Annotated in this window: 22 protein-coding genes; 5 read left to right on the top strand and 17 right to left on the bottom strand. The window is 36.5% G+C overall.

Annotation, left to right across the window (positions count from 1 at the left end; translation table 11 throughout):
- Positions 1–403 precede the first annotated feature (403 nt).
- The 4 genes from ACZ9HT_RS07190 to ACZ9HT_RS07175 all read left to right on the top strand — a co-directional run bounded on the left by ACZ9HT_RS07190 (position 404) and on the right by ACZ9HT_RS07175 (position 4,456).
- Positions 404–1,327: a mechanosensitive ion channel family protein gene (locus tag ACZ9HT_RS07190; RefSeq protein WP_476039784.1), complete on the top strand. Its 924-nt coding sequence runs from the start codon at positions 404–406 to the stop codon at positions 1,325–1,327.
- A 113-nt stretch (positions 1,328–1,440) separates the two neighbouring features.
- Complete coding sequence (locus ACZ9HT_RS07185) at positions 1,441–2,166, top strand: sterol desaturase family protein (RefSeq protein WP_476039783.1); 726 nt, start codon at positions 1,441–1,443, stop codon at positions 2,164–2,166.
- Between the two features lie 441 nt (positions 2,167–2,607).
- Positions 2,608–3,054, top strand: coding sequence for a KTSC domain-containing protein (locus ACZ9HT_RS07180; protein WP_476039782.1), 447 nt, complete (start codon positions 2,608–2,610; stop codon positions 3,052–3,054).
- 301 nt (positions 3,055–3,355) lie between these two features.
- Complete coding sequence (locus ACZ9HT_RS07175) at positions 3,356–4,456, top strand: poly(ethylene terephthalate) hydrolase family protein (protein WP_476039781.1); 1,101 nt, start codon at positions 3,356–3,358, stop codon at positions 4,454–4,456.
- A gap of 354 nt (positions 4,457–4,810) precedes the next feature.
- Here ACZ9HT_RS07175 and ACZ9HT_RS07170 read toward each other — a convergent pair whose 3' ends face one another.
- The 9 genes from ACZ9HT_RS07170 to ACZ9HT_RS07130 form a co-directional block, all read right to left on the bottom strand.
- The gene (locus ACZ9HT_RS07170; protein ID WP_476039780.1) at positions 4,811–6,292 is read right to left on the bottom strand and encodes a serine hydrolase; all 1,482 of its coding nucleotides are present in this window, start codon (positions 6,290–6,292) and stop codon (positions 4,811–4,813) included.
- A 104-nt stretch (positions 6,293–6,396) separates the two neighbouring features.
- Complete coding sequence (locus ACZ9HT_RS07165) at positions 6,397–6,978, bottom strand: helix-turn-helix domain-containing protein (RefSeq protein WP_476039779.1); 582 nt, start codon at positions 6,976–6,978, stop codon at positions 6,397–6,399.
- 322 nt (positions 6,979–7,300) lie between these two features.
- The gene (locus ACZ9HT_RS07160) at positions 7,301–8,602 is read right to left on the bottom strand and encodes a DUF2130 domain-containing protein (protein ID WP_476039778.1); all 1,302 of its coding nucleotides are present in this window, start codon (positions 8,600–8,602) and stop codon (positions 7,301–7,303) included.
- A gap of 315 nt (positions 8,603–8,917) precedes the next feature.
- Positions 8,918–9,424 carry a contractile injection system tape measure protein gene (locus tag ACZ9HT_RS07155; RefSeq protein WP_476039777.1) on the bottom strand — a complete coding sequence of 169 codons (507 nt, stop codon included), beginning with the start codon at positions 9,422–9,424 and terminating at the stop codon, positions 8,918–8,920.
- Between the two features lie 140 nt (positions 9,425–9,564).
- Entirely contained in the window at positions 9,565–9,879 is a 315-nt protein-coding gene (locus ACZ9HT_RS07150; protein WP_476039776.1) for a HigA family addiction module antitoxin, read from the bottom strand.
- 17 nt (positions 9,880–9,896) lie between these two features.
- Positions 9,897–10,187: a type II toxin-antitoxin system RelE/ParE family toxin gene (locus tag ACZ9HT_RS07145; RefSeq protein WP_476039775.1), complete on the bottom strand. Its 291-nt coding sequence runs from the start codon at positions 10,185–10,187 to the stop codon at positions 9,897–9,899.
- A 250-nt stretch (positions 10,188–10,437) separates the two neighbouring features.
- Positions 10,438–11,889, bottom strand: a complete 1,452-nt coding sequence (locus ACZ9HT_RS07140) for an FAD-dependent oxidoreductase (protein WP_476039774.1) — start codon at positions 11,887–11,889, stop codon at positions 10,438–10,440.
- Positions 11,890–12,265: 376 nt separating this feature from the next.
- Complete coding sequence (locus ACZ9HT_RS07135) at positions 12,266–12,580, bottom strand: HPF/RaiA family ribosome-associated protein (protein WP_476039773.1); 315 nt, start codon at positions 12,578–12,580, stop codon at positions 12,266–12,268.
- A 315-nt stretch (positions 12,581–12,895) separates the two neighbouring features.
- Positions 12,896–13,471 carry a pentapeptide repeat-containing protein gene (locus ACZ9HT_RS07130; RefSeq protein WP_476039772.1) on the bottom strand — a complete coding sequence of 192 codons (576 nt, stop codon included), beginning with the start codon at positions 13,469–13,471 and terminating at the stop codon, positions 12,896–12,898.
- Positions 13,472–13,779: 308 nt separating this feature from the next.
- Here ACZ9HT_RS07130 and ACZ9HT_RS07125 point away from each other — a divergent pair, with 308 nt between their 5' ends.
- Positions 13,780–14,499 (top strand): DUF981 family protein, encoded by a 720-nt coding sequence (locus tag ACZ9HT_RS07125; RefSeq protein ID WP_476039771.1) that lies wholly within the window; start codon positions 13,780–13,782, stop codon positions 14,497–14,499.
- A 40-nt stretch (positions 14,500–14,539) separates the two neighbouring features.
- Here the strand turns inward: ACZ9HT_RS07125 and ACZ9HT_RS07120 are convergent, their stop codons facing one another.
- From ACZ9HT_RS07120 to ACZ9HT_RS07085, 8 genes are all read right to left on the bottom strand, one after another.
- Positions 14,540–14,800, bottom strand: coding sequence for a DUF3781 domain-containing protein (locus ACZ9HT_RS07120; protein WP_476039770.1), 261 nt, complete (start codon positions 14,798–14,800; stop codon positions 14,540–14,542).
- Positions 14,801–14,943: 143 nt separating this feature from the next.
- Positions 14,944–15,564 (bottom strand): hypothetical protein, encoded by a 621-nt coding sequence (locus tag ACZ9HT_RS07115; RefSeq protein ID WP_476039769.1) that lies wholly within the window; start codon positions 15,562–15,564, stop codon positions 14,944–14,946.
- Between the two features lie 67 nt (positions 15,565–15,631).
- A complete protein-coding gene (locus ACZ9HT_RS07110; RefSeq protein ID WP_476039768.1) occupies positions 15,632–15,922 on the bottom strand; it encodes a hypothetical protein in 291 nt (96 codons plus the stop codon).
- Positions 15,910–16,359 (bottom strand): hypothetical protein, encoded by a 450-nt coding sequence (locus tag ACZ9HT_RS07105; protein WP_476039767.1) that lies wholly within the window; start codon positions 16,357–16,359, stop codon positions 15,910–15,912. Before ACZ9HT_RS07105 ends, ACZ9HT_RS07110 begins: the two co-directional genes overlap by 13 nt.
- A 67-nt stretch (positions 16,360–16,426) precedes the next feature.
- Entirely contained in the window at positions 16,427–17,002 is a 576-nt protein-coding gene (locus tag ACZ9HT_RS07100; protein WP_476039766.1) for a hypothetical protein, read from the bottom strand.
- 24 nt (positions 17,003–17,026) lie between these two features.
- Positions 17,027–17,611: a hypothetical protein gene (locus ACZ9HT_RS07095; RefSeq protein WP_476039765.1), complete on the bottom strand. Its 585-nt coding sequence runs from the start codon at positions 17,609–17,611 to the stop codon at positions 17,027–17,029.
- Positions 17,608–18,099, bottom strand: a complete 492-nt coding sequence (locus ACZ9HT_RS07090; RefSeq protein WP_476039764.1) for a phosphate ABC transporter permease — start codon at positions 18,097–18,099, stop codon at positions 17,608–17,610. Before ACZ9HT_RS07090 ends, ACZ9HT_RS07095 begins: the two co-directional genes overlap by 4 nt.
- Positions 18,100–18,644: 545 nt before the next feature.
- Positions 18,645–19,343 (bottom strand): hypothetical protein, encoded by a 699-nt coding sequence (locus ACZ9HT_RS07085; protein WP_476039763.1) that lies wholly within the window; start codon positions 19,341–19,343, stop codon positions 18,645–18,647.
- Positions 19,344–19,592 lie beyond the last annotated feature (249 nt).

Below are 19,592 nucleotides of genomic sequence, written 5' to 3'. Positions count from 1 at the left end.
ATCTTTAAAAACAAATTATCAAACCAGATCCTGTAAAATATTGCCTTTTTGAAAGTCACTACATCCTATGATATAAGACCAGACTTTCAATAAAAATAAATTCCATCTCAAATTAGTTAAGGGAAATAATTGGTTGAACGATAAGGAAATTTAAAATACTTTTCCGCTTAGAAGTTCCTGATCTTTCAAAAAAATCATCCGGAAAATAGTCTGATCGAATACGTTTAAATCAATAAAATGCGCTCAGTCGACTCTAAAATCTGCTGTATTGCCTAAACTTCTAGATGAATTCTGCAAAGATTTGCAACGGAACCATATTTTTCTTATCTTTTTTCGGCCTTAAAATCATCATTAATCTAAATTAGGATTTCAGGTTCATCTTTTCAATTTGAATTAAAACTTTATGGATAAAAAGAACAATAAAAAATGGATCATCATTTATGGATGTGTTGCCGTAGCGCTCATTGTGATCTATTATCTCATCAATTTACCGATCTTCAGTTCCTGGGGACATTATATCCCTTTCATTAGAAAACTGAGTCTAAGTTTGTTTTTGATCTCCGTTATTTTCCTCATCAGTAAATTAGTGGAGAAGTTGATCTACAGTCAGAATCATCTGGAAGGTGACCGCTATAATCTTTTGCGGATCGTCCGGTTTCTTGCTATCGTTTTCAGTTTGATCGTGGCGGCGTCCTTTTTATTTCAAAATCTTTATGCAGCAGCCGTAAGTTTTGGATTAATTTCCCTGGTTTTAGGTTTTGCTCTTCAGGCACCAATATCTTCCTTTATCGCCTGGATTTATTTGATTTTACGGAGATCTTATTTGGTGGGCGACCGAATTCAGATCAAAGGCTTTCGGGGCGATGTTGTAGAAATTAATTATTTAGATACCTCTATTTTAGAGTGCAGCGGAGATTATTTAGGCAATGACCGACGAAGCGGAAGAACGATAAGATTTCCGAACAGTTTAATTTTACGCGAAGAAATTATTAATTATTCAGGCCCACAAGTTCCTTTTATTTGGAATGAAACCGCTATTCAGATCGCTTATTCCAGTGATCTTCAGTTTGTGGAAGACTGCCTTTTGGAAGCTGCTCGAAAAGATTTTAAAGAAAAATATTCGCGGTACGAAATGAATATGCACCGGGAATGGCAACCTGCTGTATATTTTAGAAACAACGTTTATGCCTGGATGGAAGCCGTAATAAGTTATCCCGTTGAGCCTACAGATACGACGGGCCGTAGAAACCGGATCTTAAAATATGCTTTGCCAGTGCTTAACCAGGCACCGGATAAAGTGCAGTTTCCAGAAGGAGTCACGCGATAAATTGAGGTGTGATTTTTGTTGCAGATTGCGTAAGATTTTAAAGCGTAAAAACTTAGGATTTTTTGATGCATTATCTAATTTCAGCCTTAAATTCAATACCTCCAAATTTAATAATGGGAAATTTTATCGGTTATATTTTAATTTTTTTTGCGATTCTGCTCATTCGTTATTTTACGACCGCAGGATTTTTCTACGCCTATTATTCGAAGGTGAAAAATAACAAGACCGATAAAAAATTATTAAGTCAAAGACCGCTGCGAAAAGAGCAGGTAAAGAAAGAAATTTACTGGAGTGTCATTTCCTCCGGGATCTTTGCTTTTTTTGGCGCGGCTACGTATTGGCTGTGGCTGCATCAATTCACCGCCATTTATCTGGATCCTTCTGAATATGGATATTGGTATTTGCCCTTGAGTTTACTCATCGTCTTATTATTACACGAAACCTATTACTACTGGACGCACCGCGCCATGCACGTTCCCAAAATTTATAAAGTGGTTCATAAAGTTCATCATCAGAGTTTGAGTACAACGCCCTGGACTGCATTTTCCTTTCATCCCTGGGAAAGTATTTTGGAAGCTTTGATCGTACCGCTGATCTTAATGATCGTTCCGGTTAATATTTATGTGCTGCTTTTCTATTTGATTTTGATGACGTTCAGCAGTATGATCAACCATCTTGATATCGAGGTTTATCCTGAATCTTTCCGGAAAAGTGCATTCGGGAAATTGTGGATCGATGCGACGCACCATCATTTTCATCACAAAGAATTCAATACCAATTATGGTTTGTATTTTACCTTCTGGGACAAATTGATGGGAACAGAAAGCCGGAAAATGTAGTTTGAGTTTTATTAAAACATTTCAAATTAAACTTTTCACGCCTTAAAGCGGTTTACAATTTATGTTATTCTCTAATTTTTTCTTGCAGATCAAGGTGATCTGGCAGATTTTGTTAAGTTTTCCATCTTCATAATCTGCCGGATCTGCGAGAACTATCAATTTTTATTGAACGGACATTATCATTTTCTTCATTTTAAATTTCTTTGATTCAAAAGCCTTTCTGATTTATTCGTTTCTACTACCAGGTTGGCAAACAGGATGTTCAATTTCAAATCTTTAATAAAAGTCTGTGATTTTTACATAATATTAAAATTTAAAAGCTTAATTTTGCACCCGCAAAAAAAGAGTGAATACAAAAATCGCTGTCAATCAATATTGATAAAAAACACTGGTTAAATTGGCGGTTGCGTAGGATCATAAAAATTCAATAGATATCTGCATATGAAAAGAGTTGGTGAGCACAGAAAGCTTCTTGGGGTTGATAAAACCGCGACATTAAAAGATTTAAAAACAATTTACCGGAATACGATGAAAGATGCGCATCCTGATAAATTTGTGAACGACGAAGACGCAAAACTGGAGGCTGAAGAAAAAAGCAAATCAGTGATTGAAGCCTATCATTTTTTGGTGAGCATTAACCCGGAAACGCAGGAAAAATACAAAGAAGAATATACGGAAACGATTTCAAAATCTAATATTCAGGATTTCTTTTACGAAAAATCCATCTTGAAAGTTCAGCACTTAAATGGAAAAATGTACGAGTATATTGGTGTTCCAAGAAATACGTATATCAAAATGGTGAATGCAGATTCACCGAGCCGCTTTGCAAGAAGACATATTTACGGAGGTTTTATCTACAGAAAAAACGGAGAAGCAATGGAGGATTAATTTTCTTCTTTAGAAATATTAAAGCACAATTTCAAGAAGAGATTGTGCTTTTTGTTTTAGAGAAGTTTCGCTTTAAATCTACGACGGCAGGAAAGTAGATCTCTGAAAAGAGTGATGTTTTTAGATCATGTAATATTAATAATTGAGCAATCTCAGGACAAAAGATGCTAAATTATCTAATCTCAAATTATTTTTATAGCATTAATTAAAGCGATAAAAATTTTAAGTAAAAACAATTAAATTTATATATTTGTTAAGCATTGATGTAATAATGTTCTTAAAATTTATATACCATTCAATTATGAAGAAAATCTATCTTTTTTTATTTCTGGCATTTATTTCGCCCCTTTCCGTTTCTATTTTGCACGCGCAATGTACGGAAGCAACGGTAGAAAGTCTTTCCAATCCCGGTCCTTATACAGTAGCTACTCTTACGGAATCAGACGGTGTTAGGAATGGACCAAAATATGCCGGAGCCACCATTTATTATCCGACCAATGCGACACCACCCTATGCGAGTATTGCCATCGTTCCCGGATTTGTTTCGCTTCCCTCGAGTGTACAGGATTGGGGACCTTTCTACGCCTCTCACGGAATTGTGACCATTATTATTGGGACAAATTCCTTATATGATTTACCGGAAGCACGAGCCTTAGGACTTATAGATGCCCTGGAAACTATAAAACAGGAAAATGTACGTGCAATTTCGCCTTTAATGGGAAAACTGAATCTTTCAAAACTCGCTGTAAGCGGCTGGTCGATGGGCGGCGGCGGCGCACAAAGAGCAGCGGTGCTCGATAATACGATATCTGCAGTAGTTGCGCTTTGTCCATATCTTACGAATCCGCAATTGAATCACGATGTTCCGGTTTTGATCTTTAGCGGTCAGTCCGATCCTACGGCACCGCCGGCACAGCATGCAAACGTGCATTATAATGCAACTCCGAGTACAACAAATAAACTTCTTTTTGAAGTGAAAAACGGGAATCATTCTGTGGCAAACAGTCCGACTGGCGGCGGAGGTGCTGTAGGTAAACTGGCACTTTCCTGGCTTAAAATTTATCTGGAAAAAAATGATTGCTACTGTCCGGTGTTAGCGACTACGCTTGTAAATAATGCCTCTGTTGCATCTAAGATCAGCCAAAGCTACCAGTGCAATACGATTTTAGCAGTTGAAGATGCAAAACTGAAGGTTAATTTATATCCTAATCCAACTAGAGATATAGTTCAGGTTAATGTTCGGGAGATTTCCTCTTATGAGCTTATTTCTCCTGCAGGACAAATTGTTTTAAAAGGCATTGTAACAAGTTCTAAAAATCAGATCGATTTATCGAAACTGCCTGCCAGTATCTACTATCTGCACATTAATAATCAAGTGATAAAAGTAATTAAAAAGGATTAAAAAGCTTATTAATGTTTTAAATGAGGAGAATCTGTTATTTTCACTTCCTCTTTCATACTGATATTGAGACCGAATTATTTTATAATTTTTTTATAAAATTGTTCGGTTTCTTTATGGACTAATTGATGGAAGTTAATTAGGAAGAAAAACAAGTGAGACTAAAGAATATTAATTTTCTAAACTCGAAATATCATTAAAAAGATTGAAAAAGCAAAATTGCGGATTAAAACTGTGCTTTTTATTTTAGACCTATTGTTTCTCTGGAATTTAAATGGAAAATTTTAAGTTTTTTTGTCTGATGAATTTTGGAAGATGAATTTATAATCCGCAGGATTGAATTTAAAAAGGAAGCACTCAGTCCTTCATTTCTATATCAACTATTTTAGATCCATTTTCACCTAAATAATATTTTATTAAATCATCATAAACGCTTCCGCCATTATCCGAATTGGTGAAAATCACTAAGCCTTGTTTACTTTTTGGTAGTAGAAAAAAGATGGTCCGAACTCCTTTGTCCGAACCGCCGTGAGATAGTGCAGATTCTCCATTTCCCAAATCATAAATTTCGAAACCTAATCCAAAATGTTTTCCTTTCTTGCTGGAGACCTGATTGGTCTGCATTTCTTCAGCAACTTTTTTTGTAAGACCCTCGGCGTTCATGACACTCACCAGAAATTTGCCATAATCTTCGATCGTTGTTAAAAGATCATCTGCGGCATTTGGTGTTTTGTTCTTTACCGTTTCATAGGGATTTCCATTTTGGTCGTAACCTAATGCCAGACGCGATTCATCTACATTTTTGCTCCAGATATAGGTCGTGTCATTCATTTTCAGCGGAAGAAAAATGAGTTCTTCGGCTAAATGCTGCAGCGATTTCTTAAACTTTTTTTCAAGTGCTTTTCGCAAATATTCCATTCCTTCACCCGAATACTGATATTTTGTGCCGGGTTCAAACTGGATGTTCAGTTTCTGATCCTTATTCATCCAGCGCCAATTTGGAAAACCTGCTTGATGGCTTAAAATTAATCTCGTTGTTATTTTTCTATTTCGGGGATCATTGGCGATATCCGGATCTGTAAAATATTTGTAGATTGGTTCGTCCAGATCCCATTTTCCTAAACTTACCAACTTTAAAGCGATCATTGCGGTAAGAGGTTTTGTTAAAGAAGCAACGTTGAAAATAGTATTGTAAGGTGCAGAAACTCCCGTGCTTAATTCCCCAAATACTTTTACCTGTTTCAGTTTTCCATCTTCAATAATACCTAATCCAAGAGCAGGGACTTTTTTTTCTTGCAGCCAGCTTTCGATTGCGCGGTCATTATCAAAAATTGAATTTTCAACTTTTTCATTTTGATAGGCTTTGTGATCGAAACTAAAGGATGTTGCTAATTTCCACTCTCCCTTTTCCAGTTGCCAAAGGTTGCTGAACTTTGCAATTCCGGCTTGACTTTCCCCTTTTTCAGAAAACAAATGTTCTCCATTTTGAAGCGCTGCGTACAAAACGCCATTTTTATAAAGCGGAAATATTTCGGTGCTTTCTTTGACTAAAGTTCTTTGTACCTGACGCGTTTCCGGATCTTTGCAAAGACCGTTTTTTAAGTCGGTAAGGAATTTTTGTTTATCAGAAATTCCGTCTTTGTCGTGATAGAATTTCAGATCATCACTTAACAGAAATTCGTACTGCTTAATATCGCATTTATTAAAACCAACATTAAAAAGCAAGCTGTCCTGTGAAAGGATCGTCTTATAAAGGCCTGAATCTTTGGCCGTCTGCGCCTTATTTTTCGGACTGAAGAGGAAAAGGATGATCAGCGTAAAAAGAATCTTTTTGGTCATGAGCGTTTTGTTTCTGCAATTAATATTTTTGCAAATTTTAGAAAGCGATCGTTGAAAACCTAAAGAATGAACCCGACAATTACCCGACAATAACTTGTCGAATTTTATATCATATTGAAATTCAATCGATAACGGAGTTTTTTATTTCGGTCGATCTCTATCGCATTTCGAAGAATGATAAACACATTCGAGAAAGCAATCAGTAGCAGAAGTATCAAAGTAAAATTCTGCCCAAGCTTTAAAAAAATCCCGATCATAAATACAATTGGCGCACTGATCGTCCAGATCATCTGGATTGAAATAAGTTGTTTTGTGAGACCATTTTTCTGTTTCAAAATAAGCATCAGGATTAAAGGAACAATAATATTTAAGGGCGGAATTACAGTGAATGGAATGGAGGAGAGGTTGATGAGTTTCAACAGCGAATAATTAATCAAAACTTCTTCTTCCGGTACATTTAGTTCCGGTTGACTTTCCGGGAAATTATCTATTTCTTCTATAATTTCCGGAGTTAACAATTGAATTTCCTCTACGTTCAATTCTTTTGCCAGAACCCGAAGCTTGTAACCTTTAGGATCTTTCCCGGATTCGATGCGCTGAATTGTTCTCACAGAAATGCCACACTTTTCCGATAATTCTTCCTGTGTCAAATTTTGTAATTCTCTTATCTTTTTTAATTGAGACATGTTGTGGTTGTAATTTAGCGGGAAAAACAAATATAAACAAAGCGATTTATTTTGAAAGGAAATCCTTTCAAGTTCATTTAAAACTCCATAATTCTAAAACGAATAGTTTCACGTTCCAGCTTGAACGTAACCATTTTTTATCGTGAATTGGGTCAAGGATTAGAGAAGTAGAAATCACTTCCACGGACTAACTATCAATTTTAGATGGATTAAGGCGTCCAAATAATTGAACGCCTCGATCGAAATTTTATGTGGAATGGAAATATGCGAGTTTTAAATTTAAGAAAGTTATAAGATTGATCATCAAATTAAATCTTTAGTTTTAAATATTTTCGATGGAGTCACTATTCTTCAGATCTGCAAATTTTGCACTCATCGTCGGATTTCCTTTCGTGAGTTTTTTAATGGTCAGATCCTCGGCTTTGTTGTTGGCCAAACGAAGATTATTCTCTGAAGATAAAAGCGCATCTTTCGTTTTTTGAAGGTGATCAATCGTCTTGTCGATCTCGTCGATGGCCGTTTTAAATTTTCGGCTGGCCAGATCATAATTGTAAGCAAAACCGGTTTTAAAAGCGTTGATGTTTTCTTCAAAATTAGTAATATCGATGTTCTGACTTTTTACCAAAGCAAGTTCTGCCTTGGCTTTCAAAGAATTCATGGCAGCGTTTCGAAGCAGCGTGATCATCGGAATAAAAAATTGGGGACGAATGACATACATTTTCGGGAAGCGGTGCGAAACGTCTAGAATCCCCGTGTTGTAAAGTTCGTTCTCTTCTTCGAGCAAGGTTACGAGAATGGCGAACTCACATTTTTTGTCAGTTCGGTCTTTGTCTAATTTCTGAAAAAAGGTATCGTTCCGGCTTTTTGTAGTGGAATTTTCTTCTTTGTTTTTCATTTCGAACATGATCGAAATAATTTCGTTGCCAAATTCGTCGGACTCGCGGTAAATAAAATCGCCTTTGTTACCGGTTCTTGCGTCGTTGTCTTTTTCGAAATAAGCATTCCCAAAAGCGGAAGCCCGGATTTTATTAAATTCAATTTCGCAATGTTGTTCCAGCGTTTCGCCCACCAGCTTGGTGCTCAATTTTGATTTTAGATCTTTGTAACGCTCGATCATTTCGTTTTTTGAAGTCAGTTCGAAATCATATTTTTCGTCCTTTGATCGCAGTTCATTTTCGTATTTCTCTTTTAAAGAATTTTCGGTTATTTTAAACTGGAAATCTTTATTTTTAAGACTGTTCTTCAGCTCTTCCCGTTCTTTTTCGATGGCGTTGACCGCTTCTGTAACGGCGAGTTTCTTTTGAGTTTCAAAGTTCGAGATCTTTGAATTCAGCTGAATAATATCCAGATCCATTCTGTTTTGCAGGTCCGAAATTTCCTTTTCTTTTTCGTTCTTTAATTTCAGGAGCTCGGTATCTTTTCGGGCGATGGACTCTTTAAAATTATTTTCGATGGTGGATTTAGACAATCTTAATTCGGCTTCCTTTTCTCTGCTAAAAGAATCCAGCTTTTCCTGCAGGTCATTTTTAAACTCCTGATCGCGAACCTGTTTCAGGATATTTGCATAACCCGCTTCGTCGATTTTGAAGGCTTTGGTACATTGTGGACAAATTATATCGTTCATTTCTAGGTGTTTATCAGGTTGTCTTTTCTCGATTTTGATGATTTGATGGATTATTTTGGAAGATCAGATCAAACTTCAATATACAGATTATCGCCTTAATTGCAAAGATTTCAAACTGTTAAATTTTGTTTGAAGGAATTTCGGCTTCTACTTATTTCTCACACAATCTTTCAGATTTGTCTTAAAGAAGTTGGAATTTTTTTTTACAGATGTCGTCGAAGTACAGGATCTAATTCTTTTTTCGATCAAAGTAGAGAAGTATAGCGTAATAAAAAAGAATGATTTCTCTTGCGGAATAAATTAGCTAATAAAAGCTTAAACATGTACCATCATTATTTTTTTGAGCCAGGGAAGAGCAATCATTCCATAACTGTAAGGTAAGCGGTCTAATAATAAATCGATCGTACCTTTCTCAAGAGAGATCTCGATCGTTGTTTCTTTTTCGGAAACCACCCCTTTTTTTTGAATAAAATGGTGTTGAAACGATTCAATGCTTACCTCTTTCATGGGCGACCAGTGTTGTACAAAAGATAGAAGCAGAAACTTACAACTGGCGATCTCAGATTTATTCAGTTTTTTTGGAAAGTTGATCAGATTTTCCTGTGGAAATCCAACCAGAAATTTGAAAAAATCTAAGTCAGTCTGTTCCAAAAAATCAACTTTAGAAGTTGCTAAATAATGCAGCAATTGAATCGCTTTTATTTTCGAGTCTCTATTTCTAAATTCCTTTACCAAGATTAAGTCATGCTCCTGAAAAAATTGAGGAAGAAAGGGGTGGAGAAATATAATTCCGCAGTTGGGTAGAGTTCCTTGGGAAAGCATTTAGATTTTTTTAAAAGATAAAATTGGTGTTGAGATTTAAAATGCTGTTTTGAAGAGTTTCTCAAAGTCGGAGACTTTGCGGAGCGATGGTTATCATTTGACTCTTTTGTGGTTTGTCTTTACTGATCAACTCTCCATATTTAATTTGATGTTCCGCTAAACTCTTTTCTTAAAAATTTTTTCAGATCTTTTTCACTAAAGTCGTTTTCGGCCTGTATTAATTCATACTTCCGCTGTAACCGAAGCCAAAAATCAGGCGAACCACCAAATACAAAACTTATGCGAAGTGCCATATTTGGGGTTATGCCACTCTTTCCATTTAAAATATTCGATAAGGTAAGACGTGTTGTATTTAAATATTTTGCAGCTTCACTTATCGTTAAATTTGTGGGTTCAATCACCTCATATTTGAGGATCTCTCCGGGATGAATATTTAGGGTGTGATGTCTTTTCATAAAACGCTTTTTAATAATTAGTGGTAATCGACTAAATCTAAATCAGTAGCTTGGCTTTCATTATCAAATTTAAAGATGATCCTGTAATTCCCTGAAACTGTAATTGCCCAATAGTCAGCTAAATCTCCCTTCAATTTATGGGGTTTTAAGTTTTGAAGATTTTCTAAATCTTCCGGCACTTTTTCTAAGGAGTCAATAACAACCAGAAGTCTTCTAATTTTGGGTAATAATGGTTGCTGAACTTTACTCTCATCTCCTTTGGTGAACAATAGTTTTAAGCCTTTATGTTTAATGGATTTAATGGGCATTGTTCAATTTTTTAGATCATTTCCTTTTCCTGGTCAAGGTACAGTTTTTATCACAACGATTGTATAGTGCAAATATACACTACGTGCATTTCAGTCACAATACCTTTAGATTTTTTTTAATCTTTTAGTAATGATCTAAGCATTTTCCCTGGTTTAATTATCGATGAATTTTTAAGAATAAGCTCATGATGCCAGCATTTTACCGTACGAATCATCTTGGGTTTTTCCGAACTTTCAAGAAAGAAGAATCTCAGTCATCCTTCCGCTTCAAAACCCGTCCCCTCGGTTCATTACCTTCAAAAAGCGCGATCTCCGAATGTAAAAATTGTGCGGCGGCGGCCGAATCTTCGACTTTGGTAGCGCTGCGTGCTAACATCTCAGATTCAAAATCGATTAAGACCGTTTTCCTAATTCCGGCCGTTCGCCAGTCAGAGAAGGGTTTGCATTTTTTGAAAATTTCCCGAGACAGCGATAGGGCATCGAGCAAAGCCTGATTGGCGCCCTGTCCTTTGAAGGGACTCATTGGATGTGCGGCGTCACCGATTAAAGTTGCGGCGCCGGCTTTTTGTAATAATTCTGAGGTGAGTAAAGCGCGGTCGTAAACCGGATAACCGGAAATCTGAGCTTCCTGAGTTGAGGCTAAAATCTCTGGGATGGGAGTGTGCCACTGCGTTCTGCGAATCGCCTCTTCTTTCAGCGCTTTTGGTCCTTTTGCACTCAACTCTTTAGCTTCATCTTCGGTCATTGGAAAACTGAGTTGCCACATCACGGACTCTGCATCAAAAGGCATGATGTAAATTCGCTCATTGCCATTTGCGGTTTGAAATACGGTAGCAGAATCCAGCAAAGAATGTTCAGGATCGCCCAGAGCTGACAACGGACAAATGCCCAAAATAACAATGCAATCCAGATAACGTAACGGTGAAATTTCCTCTCCGATGAGTAAATTCCGAACGGCACTCCGGATTCCATCTGCACCAACAATAAGATCGGATTTGGCTGTTTTTATTTTACCGTCAACCTGAAAGTTGAGATCAAGTCCATTCTCCGAACTTTCTTTAAAATCGAGGAGTTGATGTCCCCATTTTACGGCCTTACTTCCACCGAGTTGATCGAGTAGCGCTAATCGCAAAGACTGTCGGGCAATATGAATATTGGTTTTTTTCGGTGTATCATTTATAGCGGAATTACTTTCCAGCCATTTTCGCATTCCCCATTCGCCAAGGATTTTTCCGTCGGGCGAATGAACCAAATGTCGCGTGGAAACCACGCCTTTTTCTAAATTAAAAATTCCAAAACTTTCGATGGCTTTGCTCGCCTGTTGTAAGGTGAGGCCGTAACCCTGAGATCGTTCATCGAAACTGTTATCGCGTTCGTAAAGGGTAAAGGGAATGCCACGGTGTAGACAGGCAACGGCGAGTGCGACGCCGCCAATTCCGCCGCCAATAATGGCAACGTGCGGATAATTTTCGACGTCTGGAGGAGGAAAGTTATCGGAAGGAATTATTCCGGCACCGGCACAGTTCGGACAGGTATAAAGAGAAGCTTCCGGACGAACCGGCGTGGTTCCTTCGTTTGATTTTTCAAACGCTTCTAATTCTGCCTGATAACGAAGTCGGACACTTTTTTTAATGCGTCGTTTTTGCTTGCCAAGACCCAGACACTCGGGGCAGATCGTAAAAGAAGTTGTTCGGGTTTGCATTGATGATTCGGTCCTTGAAATTATAGTAAAAGTCCGGTTAATTAGTTGAGTTTTCTGTTCGAATACTTTTGATCCGTTTTACTTCAGTTGATTTGTTTTGAAATTCATTTTCAATTGGATCATCGGCCAGAATACTAATCTGCGAAGATAAGAAAAGCTGTAATTGTAAGATCCCGCCTTTCTAAATAAAAAAAATATACGCCCCTGCCTGAGTGAATCCCGATGCGAAATCGGGAGGGAACGGAGGACGGAAAAAGGCGCCCAAATAAATGAACGCCTTTGCTACTATATTCGTTAAATACAATTCCTACATTCCCCAAAAATACTTTCTTTCATAAATGTCAGATGCATTTTTGAGAAGAACTTAAGTTACTATTTAATGATCTCTTAATCTGCCCATTACGGTGGACAGAGATTTTTTTAGTTTATCGGAAGCTTCCTTTACGGATTTTTCTACGGTGGCAGCATGACTGGTTACAACGGTTGGTTGCATGCCTTTGATCCGTGCTTCCATCACACATCGTTTGTCATTTTCGGTGCTTTTATCGCCATTTTCGTCGCTGATTTTTACTTCGATCCTTGTTAAATGTTCGCTGAACCTGTCGAAATCTGCAGCGAGAGAAGTTTTGTAATAGGCGATCATTTCCGCGGTTCCTGTGATATTATTGTCTGTGTTGATTAGAATTTCCATTATTTTTTATTTATGATTTTACTTGTTGTTTGATAAAGATAATTATTCTGTACTCACTAAGGGAATTTGTGGAGGTATTTAAGAGCAGTTTAACATATTTGATGCGCTAATGATCTATTCCAACTTTTTACAGTCTCGAAATTGGATCGAAGAGGGAAAATGCGGAACAGTTTCCCGGAATTAATTATTGATGGGAATCTTTAAAATAATTTCGAAAGTCAAATGCGAGATTTTCCGTTTCAGTAGCTGGAGTCAAATATTAATAAGGATGGAGCGGAAGATCATCGAAGAAAAGCGTGACAAATAGAATGGGTTTTAGTGCTCGATTTTAATTTGATATTTATCTAAAAGTCCGGCAATTCCGGCGGAAGAAAAGCGAGCTCCTTTCAAGCGGTTATTTTCCGGATCGATGGAGTAGTGATGGGCAGTCCGGAAATCTGCTTTTTCGAGATTTGTGTTTTGAAAAATTGCTTGAGACAGATCACATTCGCCAAAGGTTGCACTGCTTAAATCCGCTTCGGAAAAATCGATCTCCCGCAACTGACAATCCTTGAAAACCGTTCGCCGAAGGTTCAGTTGAAAAAAAGAGGAATGGTTTAACTGGCAGTTATGAAAGGAAAATGCCAGTCCAAAATTATTGCAGCGCTCCAGTTGCAGACCCAGCATTTTGCAGTCCTTGAAAGTGACCTCACGAAAAGCGGTGCCGTTCACCTGGGCTAAACTGAAATTACAATCCACAAATTCACATTCTATAAATTTAAAATCGGAAATATTATTCTCGCTGAAATTACAGTTCCTGAAACTGCAGTTTTCGTATTCGCCTTTCTCCAGCGGATTCGTAATGAAGTCGGTTTTTTCGAATGTTTGATCTTGAGTGTAGATATCGGACATTTTGTGGTGGCGTTATTATGGTTGACTATTTCTGGACAGGATTTTCGGCGAAAGGTTTCAGGTTTTTGCGGAATGATATTTTCAAAATTGCAGCGATATGAAAATGATTTGCGGAATTATGATTAAATCAAAAATTGAAACGGTTATTCTTCTTCGCAACTTGTTTTTCATTTACTCATTCTTTTCTGCCTTTATTATTCAAATCTCCGAAAAAAATAAAAAAGGTTTGTGTTGATCATTTCAAAATTTTTTAGAGGAAGCAGAATTAAGGACAAAAAAATTGTAATTTTAAAATTAAATAAAATACCATGCCGGAGCAACACCTTATTATCGACTGGACGCAATTGCCAACTTACAATACCATTATGGCTTTGCTGGTCGGCGTTTCCTTAATAAGTCTGGCAAAAATCGGGCGGGAACTGGTGCATCATAAAATTCCGAATCCAAAAGGTTGGGCACTTAATTTCGGCGCTATCGGAATTATTCTTTTTCTCACCGGACTGCACATGACTTTAACCTGGCCGCTCGCGAAATATTTCCCCTTTGATAATATTATTTTCGGCGAAACCACTTTAGCTTTCGGAGCTTTAGACCTGGTGCTGGCTTTTTATTTCTGGAAAAACAGTTCAGAAATTTTAAGTGTAAAAGAACCTTTACAGTTGATAAGCGCTCACTTTAAACCATTGAATATTTTATTTTACGCCCTGGCTTTAATGCTCACGGCTATATTTTTTGCGGGAGTACAATTTCAGTTCTTTGCGGCGCCAAAAGAAGAACCTATTTCCGGAAATTTTGCAGATCTGCCCTGGTTAGAAGCCTGGGGATTATCGCTGGTGTTTTTAGGAATTGGGATCTGCAGTGCGTTAACCGGTAATTTTTTCAATCACTCCTCAAGATCAGATTATGCAGTTTCCCTCTTGGACAAGTTGTGTTATGTTGGATTGATGATCACGGGATGGTTTATGCTGCTTTTTGGTGCTTTAAATTATTATACTCATATCGGTTTGATCTTAAACACAATGAAATAAAATTCAGACCCAGATCTAAAAATTGATATATCATCCCTCCCTATTTTTTTAACTGATCGACGGTAATGATCCGGTTGGTGTAGGAATTAACGGTAATTTTAATATTTCTTTCCACATGAGTGATGTAAATATTTTTTCCTGTCTTGTGAAATTGATCTTCAGGGGTTTCCGTTATGATTTCAAGCATCATTTTTTCAATGTCGTTTCTTGAAAGTTGAATATTGAGTTTTTTATTGATCCTTCCGTAAACAAGATCGGTGTAACAAATGTTGTTGAGGATTTCGGTTTTGTAATCTGGCATTTTTTCTGTCTTCAGAGCGGTTAAATTCGCAATTGAATTTGATTTGTTGAACTGAAAGTCATTTAACAGTTTTCTTTTTTGTAAAACTTAAACTGTTTTAGAGAACTTGGTGAATTCTGGATTCTAGTTTCCCCCTTTCTGATTTAACAGGTTTGATGAAAATAGGCATATTCGTTTCCGTTCCAGTAGATCTGGCCGCCACCAACTTCCGAGGCTGCGATTTCGAGAGAAGGATTTTCTAAAATCAAACTGCCATTCTCGCCAGTTCCCGTTTCCTCTTCAACGCCAGCTTCGTTAATTTTTTCATGATTAACCAACCAAATATTGATGTAATCCTGATTATCACCCAAAGCATTCTTGAACATTTTTCCTGCACCCAAAATATAAACTTCGTCTGTTTTGCCGTGAATAATGGCAAACCCTTTTTTGTTCGTACTGATCTCGAAAATAGGCAAAGCGATATCCAGATTTCCGTCGCCGTTAAAGTCTGCTTCCAGATAAAGTGGGTTGAGGCGGTTTTCAATTTTATAATTTTTGTTGATGACCAAATCATTAATTTTTTCAGATTGTGTTACCCAAAAGGGAAGTCTTTCCCAGATAAAAGAATCAGAATTTGAAATACTATCGGTATTTTTAGTTATAAAAACAGTGTCGCTTTTTTGTTCATTCTTTACAATATCAGCTACTTTTGCCGGGGACTTTTTTTCTTTGCAGGAGCATAAGAAAATTGCGGTAAGCAGGAAGACCAGAATATATTTGTTCATTGTTATCAGTTTTAAGTGGTTGATCAGTTAGTTTTTATAATCCACTAATTCAAAAATAGTAATTCGATTATAATTTCTTTTTAAAATAATTAAGAAGGAAAAATCCGGCTGAAATTAATATCGTTAATCCACTAATGATCAACAATATCAATTTAAAAAATAGCTCACCGAATTCCTTACTTTCTCCGAAACATTGTACTTCGCCTCCCCAAATATCAGTTCCCATCGCACAGTCTGAATCGCAGTTGATGCAGGCTAAATACTCTGGAAGCACTAAAGCTAAAAAAAATAACACGAATGGAATATCAATAACCAATAGCAAAATCGTGATGAATTTTAAAAATTTCAGCTTTTGCAAAATAAGTAAAATTTAGGAATGTCACCTTCGCTTTCTAGACCACCCAAACCTTCAAAAATAAGATCGTCGCCCAGTTCTTTCAGTTTCATTTGTTGGTCTAATTGATACATCAAGTCCAGCGCTGTGAAGTTTTTTCCATTTTCGGCGTGAAAGCGAGATTGAATATCTGCTTGAAATAAACCGAATTCACTGTTGCTTTCATCATCAAAAAAATCATCATCTTCTAACAATATTTCATTGTCAGCCAAACTATTTTCCTCGATCCAGGCCATGAATACGATGTCGACCTTTTGATTGTTGATGATGATTTCGGTGGGATTCCAAAACGATTTTTTATTAGTTAGAATTTGATATTCTAACACCGCACGATTGAATTCCTCTTTGGAATCGTATTCTGTGTCGTTGAAAGTCCAGGCAATATTATTGAGTAAGTCCATTGTTTTTAATTTGAGGTATTTGTCTTTTGATCTTCGATGGTTGTTCTGTAGTTGTTTAATTGAAGATCTATTTTAAGCGCACAAAATAAGTGTGTTTCGTTATATTGAATTTTTGAATTCCGTAACCGTTGGTGGATGGAAACGATGAATATAATTCCATTTCATTTGTAATCGGATCTATGTTTTTCACGATGCCGCAATGTCCCCAGGTTTCCGTCCAGAACTGCACAAAATCTCCTTCCTGAACTTCATTTGTATTTTCGACGGGAATTCCAACCCCTTTTTCGATCAGCGAAAAATAAACGCCTTTTGGAACGCTGGAGTTATTTGCCAGCAATTCCTGTATGTTTTGACTGGTAATAATTCGAATTCTTTTTTTATCAATAGCGTTCAGATCCTGAACTTTTTCTAAGATCTGGATCACCAGTTCGGTGCAAACTGCTTTTTCATAAGTCGAAGAAATTTCGGGTCCAAATTGTTTAACTGCTGCAACAACTAATCGATTCTTTTCTGGAATTTGAAGTGGACTTATTGTAATAGAATCATTCCCGTTTTCTACAGGACTTATTTTCGCCTCTTTTTTTTCTTTACAACTAAATGCGAAGAGGAATAACAGCAGGTATTTTATATTTTTAATGGGCATGAATAATCTGGAGAAACTATACTTTTACAAAAATTTTGGTAAAAAGTTTAAATCAACAATTGCATTTTCGGGATTATTTTTATCATAGAAGAGAAAAGTACTTGCCTGCATTTTCAGACAAATTGCAGCGTTCTCCAGAGTTAAAGGAAGAGCGATTTGTTTATAATAATTTTCGTTGTTGGCAGTATATTTTAAAGTGACCCTTGTGAATGTTTCTACCTCACTTTTAAAAAAAGATTGATAAGGAAATAGAAGTTCTTCTTTTATGATTTCAAAGTCTGAGTGGTCTTCTGCTTTCATCTCGACCATTTCGGCCACATCATTTTTAAAAATAATTTCCTGGCGTGCTCCCTTTTCTAAAAGATTTGTGGTATTGAGTTCGGCACCTTGCTGATCAACATTTTTTGATAAAAAGAAGTCTGCAAAACTTTTTATAATATAAGGCAGAATCATTGGGATTGCAAACACTAAAATTGCAGGATTTGGTGGCGTAATTTTTCGGCTGTAAGAAATATAAGAGTATTTTCCGTAGCCAAAAAGTCCCAGCAGAATCATTCCTGCTATAAATAAAAGTAATAAAATATTACTAAGAAGGTATGATTTGTTCATTCTAACTTTTTAAGTTCTGCAATACCGGTATGCAGCCAAATTCCCAAAAAGCCGGTTTTGGTATAAAATGATTCTTCGGCATTAAACTTTACCGTAGTTTTCGGTGTTGTTTGGCAGATAAAGAAATTTCCACCGTCGATACAGTTCATTTTCCCTTTTTTGTGAAGTTCTGTCCAGCCAAATTCTTCGTATTCGTTGCGATCATCTTCTACATCAAACAGAAACCGGCGAACCTCTTTTTGATCTGGTTTGTTTTCGTATTTCGTTCGAATGATCCAGCGCTTTAAATCAGATTCTAATTTTCCTGCAACGTCTTCTATTTTTGCGTCGGCGGTTTTTTCCATCGTAAGCGTGTCTACTTTCGGCAGGTCTTTCCCGTTAAGCGCGTAAATGCCGTAGGAACCCGACCAGATGTCACCTGTTGATTTTTGCGCACTAAAAATGTTGTACATGAAAGTGAGAGTCAGCACTAAAATTATTTTCTTCATTTGTATAGTATAGTTTTTAAAATATAAAATCTTAAAAGTAATAATTTATTTTTTTAATAGAGAATCACTTTTTACGACCACTTTTTTATACTCTTTAAATATTTCCAGATCGTCGTCTTGCGCGAAAGTCATTGTTGTGAAAAAGAAAACAAAGTGGTAATAAGGTATTTCATTTTTTGTAATTTCGATTTTAAGAGAACTTTTACAAATAATTTGTATCGTTTTAATTTTATTATGCCATCAACTTCATATGAACAAACTCTAGTGAAGGTAGACAGATTCCGCTGATTATTTCAACATCCATTTTTCAATTTACGGATTTTAATAAATTCCAATTATGCCTTAAAAAACAACTCCTTAATTTAAACGCAAATCTCGCGTGAGGGAGGAGACGGAACTCTTTTTGCGCTGCAAAAAAGTGGGAGTCGGATACCGACTTTTCTTTTTTAAAAAAAAGGAAAGGCACGCCCAAAACGTATTTGATAAGCTTAATAAATGAAAATCTCATCGCGCTAAAAATCCTGCGAGTTCGCTACGCTAAAATTTTAAAAAATGATCGGAATCATTGCCATTCCCGTCACGTTATATCCCTGAATGACCGTATTCCATTTGGGCATTTCTTTTATTTTCAAGAGTATAATGTTTTCGGTTTTTGAGTCTAAATTTAGCGTGCTTATATTAACGGGTTTTGCCTGTCCGGTTTCGTCGATGTCAACAGTCAGAATAAAATCTTTCGATTTAGAATTCAATTTGAGAACTGGGATTAAATTTTTATTTACCCAACTATTCAGCGCCTTATCACCGCCCGGAAATTCGGGGTGAATTGGTTTATTATCTACAAATTTTGAAGGCAAGGTTTTGGGGTATTCCGATAGATCAACTTGCTTTTTGATGAGTTGTAGTTTTCCTGCATTATTGGGAGCGTACACAAAATAATCCATCATAGCAGGAGATTTGGTCTGGTTAAATTCTATAAAGTGAATTTCAGAATTGTTTTTGCGGTAGATCCCAAGGTATTTTTCAGTTTTTGAGGCTTTGTCAAATATTCGGGCAATGTGCTCAATTTTGTCGCCTTTCTCGTTCACCACTTCGTATTTGGTCGTTTCGATTTTACTGTCATTGGTTGTTTTATCGAAAATCTTAAAGTCTTTCCCTTTCAGAACAATTATTTCCCTCAGATCCTGAGCATCGAGTTTGGAGAAAAATAGCGTGATGACAGCTAAAAATAGTGTTGTGATTTTCATAGACTTTTTAATTGAGTTTTTTTGATTGAATCGGTCGAGTTTTAGTAACATGTTCCAATAATTATTGAAAATTAAATTTAGGCCTTTATTTTTAATAATTAAATGTTGACTAAAGCGACTTCTGACGACAACTATTTTTCAGGTTCTGGACATAAATTACTTTGGAACTCCGCTAAATTTTTCCGCAGTTAAATAGCTGAAACATGAAAAAGACGCCCAAATTAATGAGCGTCTTTTACTTTATTTTAC

The sequence above is a fragment of the Chryseobacterium sp. UYP7 genome (assembly GCF_056279225.1).
Note: the sequence above shows the minus strand (reverse complement) of the source record. Positions and strands in the feature narration are given on the sequence as shown.

Excerpts from the sequence above, each read along its gene's own strand:
- ACZ9HT_RS07190 (WP_476039784.1), top strand. The coding sequence starts at position 404 with ATGGATAAAAAGAACAATAAAAAATGGATCATCATTTATGGATGTGTT.
- ACZ9HT_RS07185 (WP_476039783.1), top strand. The coding sequence starts at position 1,441 with ATGGGAAATTTTATCGGTTATATTTTAATTTTTTTTGCGATTCTGCTC.
- ACZ9HT_RS07180 (WP_476039782.1), top strand. The coding sequence starts at position 2,608 with ATGAAAAGAGTTGGTGAGCACAGAAAGCTTCTTGGGGTTGATAAAACC.
- ACZ9HT_RS07175 (WP_476039781.1), top strand. The coding sequence starts at position 3,356 with ATGAAGAAAATCTATCTTTTTTTATTTCTGGCATTTATTTCGCCCCTT.
- ACZ9HT_RS07170 (WP_476039780.1), bottom strand. The coding sequence starts at position 6,292 with ATGACCAAAAAGATTCTTTTTACGCTGATCATCCTTTTCCTCTTCAGT.
- ACZ9HT_RS07165 (WP_476039779.1), bottom strand. The coding sequence starts at position 6,978 with ATGTCTCAATTAAAAAAGATAAGAGAATTACAAAATTTGACACAGGAA.
- ACZ9HT_RS07160 (WP_476039778.1), bottom strand. The coding sequence starts at position 8,602 with ATGAACGATATAATTTGTCCACAATGTACCAAAGCCTTCAAAATCGAC.
- ACZ9HT_RS07155 (WP_476039777.1), bottom strand. The coding sequence starts at position 9,424 with ATGCTTTCCCAAGGAACTCTACCCAACTGCGGAATTATATTTCTCCAC.
- ACZ9HT_RS07150 (WP_476039776.1), bottom strand. The coding sequence starts at position 9,879 with ATGAAAAGACATCACACCCTAAATATTCATCCCGGAGAGATCCTCAAA.
- ACZ9HT_RS07145 (WP_476039775.1), bottom strand. The coding sequence starts at position 10,187 with ATGCCCATTAAATCCATTAAACATAAAGGCTTAAAACTATTGTTCACC.
- ACZ9HT_RS07140 (WP_476039774.1), bottom strand. The coding sequence starts at position 11,889 with ATGCAAACCCGAACAACTTCTTTTACGATCTGCCCCGAGTGTCTGGGT.
- ACZ9HT_RS07135 (WP_476039773.1), bottom strand. The coding sequence starts at position 12,580 with ATGGAAATTCTAATCAACACAGACAATAATATCACAGGAACCGCGGAA.
- ACZ9HT_RS07130 (WP_476039772.1), bottom strand. The coding sequence starts at position 13,471 with ATGTCCGATATCTACACTCAAGATCAAACATTCGAAAAAACCGACTTC.
- ACZ9HT_RS07125 (WP_476039771.1), top strand. The coding sequence starts at position 13,780 with ATGCCGGAGCAACACCTTATTATCGACTGGACGCAATTGCCAACTTAC.
- ACZ9HT_RS07120 (WP_476039770.1), bottom strand. The coding sequence starts at position 14,800 with ATGCCAGATTACAAAACCGAAATCCTCAACAACATTTGTTACACCGAT.
- ACZ9HT_RS07115 (WP_476039769.1), bottom strand. The coding sequence starts at position 15,564 with ATGAACAAATATATTCTGGTCTTCCTGCTTACCGCAATTTTCTTATGC.
- ACZ9HT_RS07105 (WP_476039767.1), bottom strand. The coding sequence starts at position 16,359 with ATGGACTTACTCAATAATATTGCCTGGACTTTCAACGACACAGAATAC.
- ACZ9HT_RS07100 (WP_476039766.1), bottom strand. The coding sequence starts at position 17,002 with ATGCCCATTAAAAATATAAAATACCTGCTGTTATTCCTCTTCGCATTT.
- ACZ9HT_RS07095 (WP_476039765.1), bottom strand. The coding sequence starts at position 17,611 with ATGAACAAATCATACCTTCTTAGTAATATTTTATTACTTTTATTTATA.
- ACZ9HT_RS07090 (WP_476039764.1), bottom strand. The coding sequence starts at position 18,099 with ATGAAGAAAATAATTTTAGTGCTGACTCTCACTTTCATGTACAACATT.
- ACZ9HT_RS07085 (WP_476039763.1), bottom strand. The coding sequence starts at position 19,343 with ATGAAAATCACAACACTATTTTTAGCTGTCATCACGCTATTTTTCTCC.